Annotated in this window: 13 protein-coding genes; 9 read left to right on the forward strand and 4 right to left on the reverse strand. The window is 46.1% G+C overall.

All coding sequences use genetic code 11. The annotated features are described in order from the left end of the window. Positions 1–4: 4 nt before the first annotated feature. On the forward strand, positions 5–133 hold the full coding sequence (locus QUA77_RS02575; RefSeq protein WP_333449162.1) for a hypothetical protein: 129 nt from the start codon (positions 5–7) through the stop codon (positions 131–133). A 336-nt stretch (positions 134–469) separates the two neighbouring features. Here the strand turns inward: QUA77_RS02575 and QUA77_RS02580 are convergent, their stop codons facing one another. Together QUA77_RS02580 and QUA77_RS02585 are read right to left on the reverse strand one after the other, a co-directional pair. After that, positions 470–2,818: a PhoX family phosphatase gene (locus QUA77_RS02580; protein ID WP_333449163.1), complete on the reverse strand. Its 2,349-nt coding sequence runs from the start codon at positions 2,816–2,818 to the stop codon at positions 470–472. Positions 2,819–3,312: 494 nt separating this feature from the next. Beyond that, positions 3,313–3,636 carry a hypothetical protein gene (locus QUA77_RS02585; protein WP_333449164.1) on the reverse strand — a complete coding sequence of 108 codons (324 nt, stop codon included), beginning with the start codon at positions 3,634–3,636 and terminating at the stop codon, positions 3,313–3,315. A gap of 289 nt (positions 3,637–3,925) precedes the next feature. Here QUA77_RS02585 and folK point away from each other — a divergent pair, with 289 nt between their 5' ends. The 5 genes from folK to QUA77_RS02610 all read left to right on the forward strand — a co-directional run bounded on the left by folK (position 3,926) and on the right by QUA77_RS02610 (position 8,250). Continuing rightward, positions 3,926–4,414: a 2-amino-4-hydroxy-6-hydroxymethyldihydropteridine diphosphokinase gene (folK, locus tag QUA77_RS02590; protein ID WP_333449165.1), complete on the forward strand. Its 489-nt coding sequence runs from the start codon at positions 3,926–3,928 to the stop codon at positions 4,412–4,414. Positions 4,415–4,595: 181 nt separating this feature from the next. Continuing rightward, positions 4,596–5,144, forward strand: a complete 549-nt coding sequence (locus QUA77_RS02595; protein ID WP_333038012.1) for an NUDIX hydrolase — start codon at positions 4,596–4,598, stop codon at positions 5,142–5,144. A gap of 149 nt (positions 5,145–5,293) precedes the next feature. Then, positions 5,294–6,745, forward strand: a complete 1,452-nt coding sequence (locus QUA77_RS02600; protein WP_333038011.1) for an FAD-binding domain-containing protein — start codon at positions 5,294–5,296, stop codon at positions 6,743–6,745. 115 nt (positions 6,746–6,860) lie between these two features. Next, positions 6,861–7,508, forward strand: a complete 648-nt coding sequence (locus tag QUA77_RS02605; RefSeq protein WP_333037849.1) for a Uma2 family endonuclease — start codon at positions 6,861–6,863, stop codon at positions 7,506–7,508. 94 nt (positions 7,509–7,602) lie between these two features. After that, positions 7,603–8,250 (forward strand): Uma2 family endonuclease, encoded by a 648-nt coding sequence (locus QUA77_RS02610; RefSeq protein ID WP_333037847.1) that lies wholly within the window; start codon positions 7,603–7,605, stop codon positions 8,248–8,250. 102 nt (positions 8,251–8,352) lie between these two features. On the opposite strand, the gene QUA77_RS02615 is transcribed toward QUA77_RS02610, so the two are convergent. Beyond that, positions 8,353–8,802, reverse strand: coding sequence for a hypothetical protein (locus QUA77_RS02615; protein ID WP_333037845.1), 450 nt, complete (start codon positions 8,800–8,802; stop codon positions 8,353–8,355). Between the two features lie 97 nt (positions 8,803–8,899). Between QUA77_RS02615 and QUA77_RS02620 the strand changes: the two genes are divergently transcribed. Genes QUA77_RS02620 through QUA77_RS02630 form a run of 3 tightly spaced genes read left to right on the forward strand, consistent with a single transcriptional unit; the run spans position 8,900 to position 11,764 of the window. Next, the gene (locus QUA77_RS02620) at positions 8,900–9,226 is read left to right on the forward strand and encodes a hypothetical protein (protein ID WP_333037842.1); all 327 of its coding nucleotides are present in this window, start codon (positions 8,900–8,902) and stop codon (positions 9,224–9,226) included. Positions 9,227–9,241: 15 nt separating this feature from the next. Further along, the gene (locus QUA77_RS02625) at positions 9,242–11,374 is read left to right on the forward strand and encodes a pentapeptide repeat-containing protein (RefSeq protein ID WP_333449166.1); all 2,133 of its coding nucleotides are present in this window, start codon (positions 9,242–9,244) and stop codon (positions 11,372–11,374) included. Positions 11,375–11,431: 57 nt separating this feature from the next. Further along, positions 11,432–11,764: a DUF2834 domain-containing protein gene (locus tag QUA77_RS02630; RefSeq protein WP_333037836.1), complete on the forward strand. Its 333-nt coding sequence runs from the start codon at positions 11,432–11,434 to the stop codon at positions 11,762–11,764. 416 nt (positions 11,765–12,180) lie between these two features. Here QUA77_RS02630 and QUA77_RS02635 read toward each other — a convergent pair whose 3' ends face one another. Next, entirely contained in the window at positions 12,181–13,761 is a 1,581-nt protein-coding gene (locus tag QUA77_RS02635) for an FAD-dependent oxidoreductase (RefSeq protein ID WP_333449167.1), read from the reverse strand.

Below are 13,761 nucleotides of genomic sequence, written 5' to 3' on the forward strand. Positions count from 1 at the left end.
CCGGATGTTTCGGCGCGATAGACCAGGGCAATGGGTTCTCTCCGAGTATGGTTTGGGCGATTCCTTGCAACTTGAATCTGTGAATCTAGAAATTGCGATCGCCGACTTATATCGCCAAGTACAATTTTCTTAAAAATTTCGCGCTCAAGGGATTTGATATTAATTTTCCTAGGGCTTTTTTAAATTATTTGAACGAACGGCGAAGACGAGAAGAGCGCGAATAAAGAACAGTATCTTCTTCTTTCTCTTTCTTCGCGTCCGCGTGCCTCGCGGTTCATTCAATCTTACTCCAGATTCGTAAAAACCAGGTTTCTGGGCCCGGATGCGTAAGTCCTATTTAAACTTAGATGTTGCACCATTCTCAATAAGCTTTTTAGGAACAGGCTTTCGGGCCTGTTCCACAAGAAAATTCACTCTTTGTGCAACAGGCCGGAAAGCCTGTTCTTGAGAATGGTGCAAGATGTGAGATTTAAACAAACTCACCCGTTGAAGTCGATCGCACCCGACGAATTCCAATCACCGATGGCATCGGCGAACGACGCCGATCATTCTCAATATTACTCGGCCACAAACTGCCGCGAGCAACACTACGAGTCTGATTGAAAACAGCACCGTTCAAATCCAACATTTCAATTTGCCGACTCAGTACAGTGCCATCATCGATCGGGCAATCTTCCCCCGGATGCTGCACCGAAAGCAACAGCGTATCTCCCACAAAAGTCGGCCCCGTCATTTCGCACCGATTCGGGCCGTAAGCAAACGGAATTACTGTTCCTGCATTCTGCCCAGAAGTCGGGATATAAAACAGCCAATTGTTGCCGAAAACACCAGTAAAATCTGACACATTTCCAGTCTTGTTGTGGTCGATCGTCGTTTGCTTTCCAGCCGAACCCACATCAAAACCATTGTGCGTGCTCGTAGACATATCAGTCACGCCCCAAACATTGCCTTGAGTGTCAAAAACCAAATTGTCCACATTAGCAAATCCCGCCCCAGCTACCGCACCCGCCTCTCCACCTTGAGCCAAACGCTCCCAGCGGAAGGTCAAACCTTCACCATCAGGACTGTCTTCAATTATCTTATACAGTCCTCCCGACTGCTGAGTGCTGTTGACTGCGCTATCGTATTTAGCAACAGTAAAAATGCGAGAATCTGGATAGCCGTCGCTTCCGGGGGCGGCGTCAGTATAAGCAATGAAAACTTCCTTAGTAGTAGGATTAACTTCCAAATCTTCCGGCCGCGCAGTCGGAGTGCCACCACTCAAATTAGCCGCTAAGAAAGCATCAACTAAAAGCGCACCTTGGCTGCTATAGAAATTAGCAAGAGTTTTATTTGTGTAGGCGGGAAGTGCTGTTGCTTCATTAGTTGTATCTACTACAAAAGAACCGCCGTCTTCGGTTTGCTCGGCAATTCCGGCGCGTTTGGGCAAGCGAGTATTGGCATCTCTTTGAGCCTTGCCCAAACTTGCTAATTCCGCCTCGCCAACTTGAGAAGGACGCACCGGATTTGTGGGACTATTTAGAGTGAGTGGCAACCATTTTCCTGTACCGTTGCTGTGATATTGGGCAACGTACAAAGTGCCGTCTTCAAACAAGCGGCTGTTGTTTTTATCTGCGGGATTGGTGACAGTACCGCTGCTGACAAATTTCCAGGTGTGTCCGCCCCGTCGATCCTCCCCCATGTACACTACTAATCTGCGGCCCGCTGCTGCGCGAATCGCTACGTTTTCGTGGCGGAAACGGCCTAAAGCCGTGTGTTTGCGGGGGCGGAAACTCGGATCTTGAGGATCGACTTCTACCATCCAGCCGTATTTTTCGCCGACTAAGCCGAATTCCTCGCCGGTAGTGCCCTTGGCGTAGCCGGTTTGGCTGCCGTTGGGTTTGACGTTTTCCTGAACTCCGACAAAGAATAGTTCGCTACCTTGGAAATTTTCTTCGCCGGAGAGGATTGTGCCCCAAGGGGTTGTGCCGCCGGAACAGTTGTAGGCTGTACCGATGATGCGGTTTCCAAGTCCGTCGGTGTTTACTTGCGCGAAGACTTGGGTGGCTGCCGGGCCCGTACCTGTAAGATAGTTGTCGTCGCCTTGTCTGGTTCCCCAGGAGGTGACATCTTTGTATTTGTCGGTACGCTGGCTGTTGATGCCGAGGCCGGAAAGTCCGTGGATACGGCGGTTGATGGGATCGCGGGCGATCGCCCCAAAGCGTCCGTTGGCTTGTTTGGTGAGGCGGACGATCGAACCGCCGAGATTGTACAAAAATTCGCCGAGGGTAGCCTGATTTTTTACGGATAAGTCTATACCGAGGACGGCGCGATCGCTCGCCGGGAACGATGCCACATCTGACTGGGTATCGGGTGCCGCTTTCGACATCGGAAAGCATACGTACTCGTGGTTTACCCAGAGATAGCCATCGTGATTGCTGCCGCGAAGGGGCAGGAAGGCCGTGTAGTCGCAGTTGTAGCCGAAATAGTCTGCCGGATCAAGGAAAACTCGATCGCCCCAGCGGAGAATCACGTAGCGTTCGTATTCCGGCGGCACAACCACATCGTCAACAATTCTGTAACTCGTTAATTTAGTATCCTGTGAGGCAGCCATCACGGTTCCCTCTCCGTTTAAGCCCGTCGGCATAAAGCTGGGCATTTCTCGATAAATTGGCAGCGGGTGGGGAAGTCTTAACGGAGTGAAAGATAGCGGAACTACAGCTTCGGCTGAGGTGGAATTGATGCCGAATAGTGTTTTAGTTAGTTGAGGGGCAAGCACAGTGGTAGCTGCACTGCTGCCGAAGAAAATTAGCAGTTGTCGGCGAGTTATTTTAGACATAAATTCCTTATTCAACCCAACATCCCTAATCAAATGATTCTGTATGCAACTTTATCACTATTAAATTAAGCGGAGTTAACCTGAAGGTTAATTAAAATCACATTTTATTTGGGTTAATAATAAGGGTTCTCCCATAGTGGTGGTGATAACGCCAGCTTATAATCTAGCTTTCTCAAGGTTTTCAGCCTTCATTGTCCCCAAAAAATGTATCAGCTACTGCTTTTTACCCCAAACATCCGGTAGAGCCATAATAAGTTATATAAATTGGTTAGTGGTTATTTTTTAGTGGTTATTGGTTGTTTGTTGTTTGTTACCAATTCTCCATGCCCCCTGCCCGATTACCACTATTTCAATCATCTCGAAAACCCGGATCGTTTTTTCGGGATGTCGAGCGACAGGGCGCAGGTAAATTAATCACTTGCGAAGACCCATAATGTGCAGGCGAAATATTGCCGTCTCTGAATCCCAGCAGCAATTGAGCATCGGCAAAATATCTAGTTCAATGTTCGATTCTCGCATCTTTCTGCCTGTCGTGGCTGCGATACTCTCGATCGCAAAACCGGAACTCTTTGCCGGCTGCGATCGGCTGTAATGATGATTGTAACTTCTGTTAATGCCGGATTTTCTTGAAACTCGCGGGCGATCGACTCTTTCGCTAAATCTTCCGCCTGCTGCACTAAACTCGCAAAAGATTGACTGCCGTCTGAATCTAGGGTAATGTAGCGCTCTTTTGTTTCAGCCAAACCTATTGATATACTTGCTGCTAAACTAATAATTGCTAGAATGATAGCCGACAATAAGCGTAGGTACAAATTCATTATTTTTGAAACTAAATACTAACACTTGTCAATCATAGTTAATAAAAATTAACAGTATGTTAATATTTGATTAAAATAAAGTTTTGTGTCACCATATTTTCCTAAAAAAGTGTCCTGTAAAATCAATTTACCACCAAAAATTAGGCTTTTAGGGGCGGGTTTTACTCGAAATATTTGTCGGTAGTAAAGGAGATAGATCAACCCGCCCCCGCGTTACTCTTCTTCCCTCTTCCTTCTTCCTGACATCCGTTACATCCGTTACACAATCCGTTGCCGAACCTTCTTCTTTATGAAATCAACAAAATGTGCGATCGCCCTCGGTAGCAACTTAGGCGACTCCCTCGCCACACTCAAAAGCGCGATCGTAACCCTCAACAACACCCCAGGAATAGCCGTAAAATCTCATTCAAGCTGGTATCAAACCGCCCCCGTAGGGCCGCCGCAACCCGATTACATCAACGCCTGTGCTATCCTCGAAGTGGCACTAGAACCCGAACAATTGCTAGCAACTTTATTAAAAATTGAAATAAAATTTAATCGAATTCGCAGAGAAAAATGGGGGCCAAGAACTCTCGACCTAGATTTGCTGCTGTACGACAATTTAATCCTAGAAACTCCGACACTGACTCTACCTCATCCCCGGATGAGCGAAAGAGCTTTTGTATTAGTACCTTTAGCAGAAATTGCCCCGGATTGGGTGCATCCGGTGACGAAAAGTGCGATCGTCCAACTCCTGCAAACCGCAGACTGTTCCGGAGTGCAAAAATTGCCCTTGTAAAAATTGAGTACAATTCACGGATCGTAGCAGTTTCACAAAAAATGCAACCGTAGGTAAGCTCCAAAATGTGAGAGTTATCCGTCATTCCCAATGTAAAATCTAAAATCTCAAATCTAAAACCGTATGAGATCGCCTATGATGTCTTAAATCGGTGCACTCAAACATTATTCGCTTGTCGCTTATGTCGATCGGTCAAGAACTACCCCAACTCCTCAAACAACGCCTATTTTACCAAGGGCGCAAATTCAACTTTGACGTAGCCACCCTCCGTCTTCCCAACGGTTCCGAAGGCGAGTGGGAATGTATTCGCCACCCGGGCGGAGCACTTGCAGTTCCCGTCACACCCGAAGGTAAACTCGTCTTGGTACGCCAATATCGCTTTGCCACAAAAGGGCGAATTTTAGAATTTCCCGCTGGTACGGTAGAAATCAATGAAAATCCCGCCGAAACTATCAAACGCGAAATCGAAGAAGAAACCGGATATCGCGCCGGAAAATGGCAGAAATTAGGGCAATTTTTTCTCGCCCCCGGTTATTCCGATGAAATCATTTATGCTTTCTTAGCCCAAGATTTGGAAAAACTGGACAAGCCACCAGCACAAGACGATGACGAAGACATGGAGACAGTTTTATTCACCCCGGAAGAATTAGAGAAAGCTATCTTAGCTGGGGAACCCATTGATGCAAAATCTATTTCTAGCTTTTTCTTGGCACGTCCCTTTTTGATGTAAATCCGATATGTGAGTGACAGAGAAAAGGTCGTTGAAATAGCGGTAAGGTGCGCTCTTCGCACCCTACTTAATATATCGTAGTAAGGTCGCCGATACGCACCCTACGGCGAAATGTATAAAGTTAAAATTTAATCAAAAAAATGTCCGATATCTCCAATCTAATTTTATTTTGGCACCGCCGCGACTTGCGTATTTCTGACAACATCGGACTGGCAGCAGCGCGCCAGCAAAGCCCGAAAGTAGTCGGAATTTTTTGTCTCGATCGCAATATCCTAAATCGGGATGACGTAGCGCCAGCTAGAGTCACATACATGATCGGCTGCTTGCAAAAACTCTCCGCGCGTTACAGGGAAGCCGGCAGCCAATTGCTGATAATTCAAGATGACCCGAGTCTAGGAATACCGAGATTAGCAACAGCTATAAATGCTCAAGCAGTATTTTGGAACTGGGATGTTGAACCCTACGCAAAACAGCGCGATCAGTCCGTATCAAACGCCCTCCAACAAGCAGGAATTCAAGTTCAAAATTTCTGGGATCAAGTCCTGCACGCCCCAGATGAAATTCGCAGTGGTACAGGGACTCCCTACACAGTTTATACACCATTTTGGAAAAAATGGAATAGTAAACCCAAAGCCCAACCCGTAGAGACACTGCCGATAACTTATCTGGAATCAATGACCGGATTAACTGCCGAAGAACAAGCAATCGCGAACCAAGCAGGTGCAATGGAAACAGTGCCAACTGCCTCTAGTTTGGGATTTATTTGGGAAAATCCATTAGTAATAGAACCCGGAGAAGACGCAGCGCAACAAAAATTAGAAGAATTTTGCGATCGGGCAATTTACGAATATCAAGAACAGCGCAATTTCCCCGCCATTAACGGCACATCCCAACTCAGTGCAGCCCTCAAATTTGGCGCAATTGGCATCCGCACTGTTTGGCAAGCTACCCAGATAGTAATGGACACTTGCCGCAGCGAAGAAGCGTGTACAAGCATCCGTACTTGGCAACAGGAAATAGCGTGGCGGGAATTTTACCAACACGCCATGTATAACTTCCCAGAATTAGCAGACGGCCCCTACCGTCCAGCATTCAAAGACTTTCCGTGGGATAACGATGAAAAGCTCTTTCAAGCTTGGTGTAAAGGCAAAACTGGCTATCCTATTATTGATGCAGCAATGCGGCAGTTAAATCAGACAGGTTGGATGCACAATCGCTGCCGCATGATAGTCGCCAGTTTCCTCACCAAAGATTTAATTATTAACTGGCAGTGGGGTGAAAAATACTTCATGCAAAAATTGATAGATGCCGACCTTTCTGCTAACAATGGCGGCTGGCAGTGGAGTGCATCGAGCGGCATGGACCCGAAACCTTTGCGAATATTCAATCCTGCGACTCAAGCTCAAAAATTTGACCCGGAGGGCGAATATATTCGGCACTGGGTTCCAGAATTGCGCCGCGTTGATACTAAAGTTTTGCTAACAGGAAATCTTTCACCTTTAGAGCGCCGACTTCTTCATTATCCCTCTCCGATCGTAGATCACAACCAGCAGCAGCGCAAGTTTAAGGAACTTTATAACCAGCAAAAAAACGCAGATTAGACTTCTCGATTTTTGGCGACCGTTACCAGTAAATTAAGTTGAGGCGGCGCCGTGTACCCACTCAAATTAAAAGATTGTATTAGTTATAATAAACTTAAATAAATCGGAGGTTGAAATGGTAGCTCTGCAATTAAAACAAATCAGTGTACCCCCAGGACATAGAGTGCTGTTCCATGATGTCAACTGGCAGGAATTTGAAGCAATTTTAGAAGAGTTGGGAGAACACCGTCCCTCTAGAATAGCTTACAGTCAAGGAACTTTAGAGATTAGGATGCCACTACCAGAACACGAGAAAGCTAAAATCATTATTGGCTATTTAGTGAAAATTTTGTTTGAGGAACTAGAAATAGATTTTGAACCATTTGGTTCGACGACTTTCAAGCGAAAAAGTATGTTACAAGGAATTGAACCTGATGAATGTTTTTACATTCAGAATTACGCTCTAATGATTGGTAAAAAGCGGATAGACTTAACAATCGATCCGCCGCCAGACTTAGCAATTGAAGTCGATTTAACTTCCAAGACTCAACTGGACGCTTACGAAGCTCTGGGAGTACCTGAAATATGGCGCTATGAAAATAAGAAGCTTCTGATTAATGTGCTTCAAGATGGGAAATATGTTGAATCGGAAATTAGTCCTATTTTTCCCAATCTGCCAATTATTGAAGCTATTTCTCAATATTGCGAACAAAGCCAAACAGTGGGGACGAGTCAAACTCTCAGATTGTTTCGGCAATGGGTTAGAGAACAAATCAGGCTTTGATGACTGAAGTCCTCACTACAAACCTGACTGTTTCCCAATGCCCAATTACCGATACAGACAAGTTATCATAAACTTAAATAAATCGGAGATTCAAATGGTAACGCTGCAATTAAGACAAATCATTGTACCACCTGGACATAGAGTGCTGTTAGATGATGTCAAGTGGCAGGAATTTGAAGCAATTTTAGAAGAGTTGGGAGAACACCGTGGCTCTAGAATAGCTTACAGTCAAGGAACTTTGGAGATTAGGATGCCACTACCAGAACATGAATTCAATAAGGAAATCATTGGCGATATGGTGAAAATCTTACTCGAAGAACTTGAAATCGATCGAGAATGTTTTGGTTCGACGACTTTTAAGCGAAAAAGTATGTTACAAGGTATTGAACCTGACAACTGCTTTTACATTCAGAATTATGCTCGAATGATTGGTAAAAAGCGGATAGACTTAACTGTCGATCCGCCGCCAGACTTAGCAATTGAAGTCGATTTAACTTCCAAGACTCAACTGGACGCTTACGAAGCTCTGGGGGTACCTGAAATATGGCGCTATGAAAATAAGAAGCTTCTGATTAATGTGCTTCAAGATGGGAAATATGTTGAATCTGAAATTAGTCCGACTTTTCCCAATCTGCCAATTATTGAAGCTATTTCTCAATATTGCGAACAAAGCCAAACAGTGGGCACGAGTCAAACTCTCAGATTGTTTCGGAAGTGGGTTAAAAACCAAATACAAAATTGATAGGAAATCCCTAGTTAACGCACTTGCTGTTAAAAAGCAGGCTTCTTGACGATCGCAAAAAAGCCATTTTCTAACAGCCAGCCTCCTAATTCCGTTGTATTTTTAATTTCGCTTTTGGGAAATAGAGAGAGAGTAAGGGTGTTGACCTTGAGATCGATCGCCCACAAAAATAACATAAGTCCCCTTGTCCCCATAACCGGAAAATTCTACATTCCCCGCAGCAGCATTCGCCGGCAGCACGCAGAAACGCCCCCTCGGCCCTTGAATCATTAAACTTGGAGCTCCAGCGGTTTGTACTGCAATCCGCCAGTAAGGCAAATCCTGCGTTACTTCGATGACGTGGTTCGGTCCTTGGGAGACAAAACCGCAGTCGCCACTATTGTTCGGGCCGCCGGAAACTCCAGAAACTCCCAGCGGTTCGGGAAATCCCGGAGCAATTTGTAGCGGTTGGCTCCGAAGGGCACCGGCATCCGCTAAAATCATTGCCAAGGCTACGGTCACGATCGGGCTAAACCACAGTTTGCCGCGATCGCCCGGATAATGGATCTTCATGTTTCCTCACACAATGACATTTGGTTCTAGTTCTTTGACGGTAGAGGATAACGGCTGTTCCAAACACATTAATCTAAAATAACTTCGGAATTTTTTTATGAATCCTCAAAATAACTTCAATTGGCAGCAAGCGTTCGGAGAACTAAAAGCTAAAGTAGAACGATCGCCAATCATCACACAAAATTCAGACAGCTATCAAGCCGTCGGAACCTTCTACAATCAATTACTGGACAAGTTTCAAAGACTCCCCAAACCGGGGCAGGTGGCAGCCTTTGCCGTCGGAGCGATAATTGTCCTGACAGTCTTTAATAGCGTCGTACAGCTAATTTCAGCGCTGATGACTCTTGCCGTTCTCGGAGTGCTAATCTACATAGCGTATAAATTGGCAATTTCCCCCCAGTCCTCAAATACTAACGACAAATAATAGGAATTTCTAAATATGGCTAACCCCACCGCGCCCAGCGGCATCAATCAACCCGATCCGTCTTGGCAAACACAATCCAAGCAAATGCCACTGCTGGTTCGCAGGTGCGGCGCTTGGGCAGTGGAAATTTCGTTAATTGCGGCCAGCGCCCTCGTTCCCTTCAGTATCGGGGCATTGGTCAACCAGGAATCTCAAACCGTGCCGCTCAATTCCTCAGTAGCAGCAGCATCCGAAACCGTCGCCCGTACCTTGGGCATACCCGTGCGCGATCGCAGCCCCAGAGTCGCACCCCTAACTAATCTATTATGGTCAGCGGCGCTGCTGGCACCGGCAGTTTTAGCGGGGTGGCAACTGTTTTTGCTTGCCAGAACCGGTCAAACTCTCCCCAAACGCTGGTTCGGCGTCAAAGTTGTCACAGCGTCGGGTACTCCTCCGGGTTTTGGGCCAGTGCTAATTCGCGAAAGTTTGGGGCGCTGGGGAGTGCCTCTGGGCGTCGCTTACGGCATTTGGCGCTTGAGCGGTGCGTTTCCTGATTTGCTGATTTTAGGGGGACTCAGCGGCTTGGCAGTGCTCGCAGACGGCGCTTTTGCATTGCGCTACAAACGCCAATCCGGACACGATCGCCTCGCGAATACTTTGGTGGTCAACGCTCGATCGAATCAACTGTCTGACAATCCTGTCAAGAGTCCAGATTGGACTGAGGAAGACGCGCAGATTGCGGCTTTGGTTGTGACTCCACAAAGCGGGCTGAAAGTAAATCGCAGTTTGTGGAATTGGATGCGCCAACACCCGGGCACCACTTTAGTGATAGTTACTATCGGCAGCGCGGGATTGATTTTAACTTTGTTTGTCGGCACTCTCATCTACACTCAAAGTCAAGCAAATATGCGGGATTCCCGGCAGCGGAACGACGAATTATTTGTAGCTTTAGTCAGCAAATTGTCTCCCACATCGGCTAGCGGGGCATCGGGCAGGCGATCGGCCATTTTGGCTTTGGGGGCGGTGGAAGACTCCCGCGCCGTACCCCTGCTAGCGGATTTGCTAGCTCAAGAAGACAACCGCGCCATGCTGGACGCGATCCAGCAAGCTTTAGTCAGTAGCGGGCCGAAAGCTTTGCCTGAGTTGCAGCGGTTGAATCAAGCCCTCAGCAACGACCTCGATTCCCTGCGCTTTGGCGGCAAGGCCCCGGAACGCGAGTTAGCGGCCGCCCGCCTGCGAACAGTACAAAGGGCGATCGGCAAAATTCTCACAGTGTATAGCAGCCAGCTCAACGGTGTCGATCTCAGTCGCACGGATTTAGCTCAAAGTCCTGCCGGCCCGTCTCAGTTTACTTTAGTTTTAAACAAAGTTGACTTGTCGGGAATTAAGTTGAGAAATGCCAATTTAACCAATGCCAGCTTGCAGGGATCTCGCTTTTACGGCACCGGCGAAGACAGGCGTCCGGCTACCTTTGACGATTGGATTTCTGACTTGAGCGGCGCTAATTTGGAAGGAGTAAATTTGACCGGGGCGTCTTTAAACAGTGCTGTAATGAACCGGACTACTTTTGTGCGCGCTGTCATGAACAAAGCTAATTTGTCAAACGGCAATTTGAATGCAGCTAATTTCAGCAGTGCTATTTTAATTGGAGCCAATTTGCAGGAAGCACTGTTAAAAAATGCAAGTTTTACCGGGGCAGATATAGGAAGCGCGAATTTGTCAGGAGCAGATTTGTCAGGCGCGCGTTTGGCAAAAGTGAAGGCTCAAGGCGCTCAGTTGTCCTTGACAAATTTGTCTAAATCGGAATGGCAAGGTGCTGATTTGTCCGGTGCTGATTTGAGCGGCGCAAACTTACAAAATGCCGATTTGAGTTCGACTAAACTCGCCAACGTGAATTTAAAAGATGCTCGGTTGCAAGATGCTAATTTGCGGAATGCGGAGGTGAGTTCGGTTGATTTTAGGGGCGCAAATTTAGCGGGCGCGAATTTTAAAGGCGCTGTGTTTCTGGGGAAAACAGCTTCGGATCAATTTATTCAAAGTCCGACTGGTAGTAAATCCGGTCGATTCCTAGGAGTTGATTTTGCGGAGGCTAAGAATTTAGATAAAAGTCAAATTGCTTACATTTGTTTGCAGGGGGGGATTCATCCGAAGTGCCCGCAGAAGAAGTAAGGATTGGTTGTTAGCGAGTAGGGTAATACACTCGATCAAAGAACAGGTAGGGTAATTATGAGCGTTAAGCGAATCATTTATCTCATCCTAGCAATTCTGGGACTTGTGCTGCCTGGGTACTATAACTTACAGTTTTTTAGCAATGCTGGCTTGCTCGACTTTGTAAACGAGAGTTCGGCTAATCTTGCTGCAAAATCGGTAAGTTTAGATTTGTTTATCGCAACTGTAGCAGGAAGCACTTGGATGTACGCTGAGTCAAAACGATTGGATATAAGTTTTGTAGGGCTGTACATACTTCTGGGTGTGCTTGTTTCGTTTTCATGTGCTTTCCCGCTTTTCTTGTTTGTGCGGGAAACCAAGCTGGAAAAATCAAGCCAAGTCTCAAGTTGAAAAGTTGTTCACCGGTTAAGGGCGCGCAGCACAATAATTCGGTGCAGGCGATCGAGGTATTATATAATTTCCGGTAAAATCACCGTTATAGGTTTGTAGTGAAGACGGAAGTGCTCAGAATTTTATGAAGATGAAAGTCCTCACTACAAACCAACGTGATGGTTGTCATTCGAGGTAGCATAATACTAATAGCAATTTCACTCATTTTTTGCTAAATTTTTTTGGCTTGATTTTCGTTCCACCTGCCCAATTTACTACTGCATTGTTTATTGAAATTGCTATTATATCGTTTCCGGTTGTATCGGTATTTTTCAAAGGTTCAAACAGTCCGTTGTCCCGAAAGCATAATTTTAGTCAACAGTCAACAGTCAACAGTCAACAGCCAACAGTCATGAGGAGTGCAACCGGAATTTATATTACGCAATAGCATCCGAACTGGCAAGAGTCTCGAATTGCGCCAATAGCATTGCCTCACCATTATTTGGAGTTCCAAAAATTTTAGGTAACTGACCTGTTTCAGCGAGAACTTGTCTCACTTCTCGGTTAGATACATCGGCTAGATTTTTGTTATTTAGAATGGCATTAACCGCAGCGATACCCACACCTTGACCAACTGCAGCGTTGAATTCCACAATTCTGCCGACAGAACAGGCAAACCCTTCAAATCCCGAACAAGGACTGACCACTGCCAGGTTAGGAACGTTTTTAATTAATGCGTGGCGGATGCCTATATTAAAGATAGGGTGTTTAAAACTCAGACTTTTAAACCATCCTAGACGAGTTGCTTTATCGCGAATACCCTGGATACCTCCCCGTACATCAAAATGATAGCTAAATGTTGCCAGGGCTTCATTAGCAGGTACGCCACCTAACAGCATTTGTGCGCCAGTTAAAGGTTCTACAACTCCCGTCACATTGCCAGCGTGTCTGATATAAAGTTCTGACGCAGAAGTAACAGAAGTAGCCCCCAAACTCTTCAGCCAAGTGGTAATAAATAAGATCTCTCTTTGCATATTAGCCGTGGGTTTGCTCCCGCTTCTGGCTAAGGCTTCCGCTTCGCTGGCGGTGACGGCGAATAAAAGCGCATTCCACGAAAGTCTGTCATTTGGAAGTATGGCTATATTTCCCTCATCTAAAATTACGCCAGTTTCAGAAAAAGATAGTTTTCTTCCTCTAAAAGAGTGGTAAGCTACAGACAGAGCCGGCGAGCGAACATCGATGTAATCGTTGCCCGCCCACAGAGTTTTGAGATTGCCTTTAGTGTCCTTCATTTCCCGCCGGAGTTCTTCTGCTAGTAGGGCATCTTTGTCGGCAGCGTACAGCACAAATTTTTGACTCTCTGAATCGGCCAGGTTGGTGAAGCGTTTTAGATAAATATAATCGAATTCTTTTAGGGTTCTTGCACTGAGTCCTTGGGTTTCAAAAACGAGGGTGACTGGAAGTTCTGAGTTAGGCAGACCCAATGTTTCAAATCCATTCAGCTTTTTCACACCTGCAGCTTGAGCTAATTCGCCATTGACAGTGGCATCAATAAATTGCTTGCCGGCATAAACTACCCCTTGAGAGGTGGTTATACTGGCAATTTTTTGGCCTGCTTTAGTGACTGATTTAATTTCTACTTTGCTGAGGAGATCAGCCCCAGCTTGCACTAGCATTTCTTTCAGCGCTGCACTGGCTTTGCGGGGGTCAAGTGCAATTGCCTTAACACCGGATTTTTGCAGGAACTCTTTATAGATTGTCGCCGGTGAACCAAAGGTATCTAACTTTAAAGATTGTTGAAGTTGTTCACTAATCTGACTTCTATCTAAATAAGCAAGGCCACCTCTTACCAAATGCCCGCCAATTCCTTCTTGCAAGCTTCCTTTAGACATCAGCAGAATTCGCGGATAACGCTTTGTGCGGCGAAGATATTCTCTGGAGGCAGAGACAACAGCTAGAACTCCTGGAACTTCATCACCAAAACAGATGACATCGTAAGAACGCAGATCCATGACCAT

It is taken from the genome of Microcoleus sp. K5-D4 (assembly GCF_036704575.1).
Classification (GTDB): Bacteria; Cyanobacteriota; Cyanobacteriia; order Cyanobacteriales; family Microcoleaceae; genus Microcoleus.

What these genes read in the sequence shown, in the direction of transcription:
- QUA77_RS02575 (WP_333449162.1), top strand. Translation starts at nt 5, where the DNA reads ATGTTTCGGCGCGATAGACCAGGGCAATGGGTTCTCTCCGAGTATGGT.
- QUA77_RS02580 (WP_333449163.1), bottom strand. Translation starts at nt 2,818, where the DNA reads ATGTCTAAAATAACTCGCCGACAACTGCTAATTTTCTTCGGCAGCAGT.
- QUA77_RS02585 (WP_333449164.1), bottom strand. Translation starts at nt 3,636, where the DNA reads ATGAATTTGTACCTACGCTTATTGTCGGCTATCATTCTAGCAATTATT.
- folK (WP_333449165.1), top strand. Translation starts at nt 3,926, where the DNA reads ATGAAATCAACAAAATGTGCGATCGCCCTCGGTAGCAACTTAGGCGAC.
- QUA77_RS02595 (WP_333038012.1), top strand. Translation starts at nt 4,596, where the DNA reads ATGTCGATCGGTCAAGAACTACCCCAACTCCTCAAACAACGCCTATTT.
- QUA77_RS02605 (WP_333037849.1), top strand. Translation starts at nt 6,861, where the DNA reads ATGGTAGCTCTGCAATTAAAACAAATCAGTGTACCCCCAGGACATAGA.
- QUA77_RS02610 (WP_333037847.1), top strand. Translation starts at nt 7,603, where the DNA reads ATGGTAACGCTGCAATTAAGACAAATCATTGTACCACCTGGACATAGA.
- QUA77_RS02615 (WP_333037845.1), bottom strand. Translation starts at nt 8,802, where the DNA reads ATGAAGATCCATTATCCGGGCGATCGCGGCAAACTGTGGTTTAGCCCG.
- QUA77_RS02620 (WP_333037842.1), top strand. Translation starts at nt 8,900, where the DNA reads ATGAATCCTCAAAATAACTTCAATTGGCAGCAAGCGTTCGGAGAACTA.
- QUA77_RS02625 (WP_333449166.1), top strand. Translation starts at nt 9,242, where the DNA reads ATGGCTAACCCCACCGCGCCCAGCGGCATCAATCAACCCGATCCGTCT.
- QUA77_RS02630 (WP_333037836.1), top strand. Translation starts at nt 11,432, where the DNA reads ATGAGCGTTAAGCGAATCATTTATCTCATCCTAGCAATTCTGGGACTT.
- QUA77_RS02635 (WP_333449167.1), bottom strand. Translation starts at nt 13,761, where the DNA reads ATGGTCATGGATCTGCGTTCTTACGATGTCATCTGTTTTGGTGATGAA.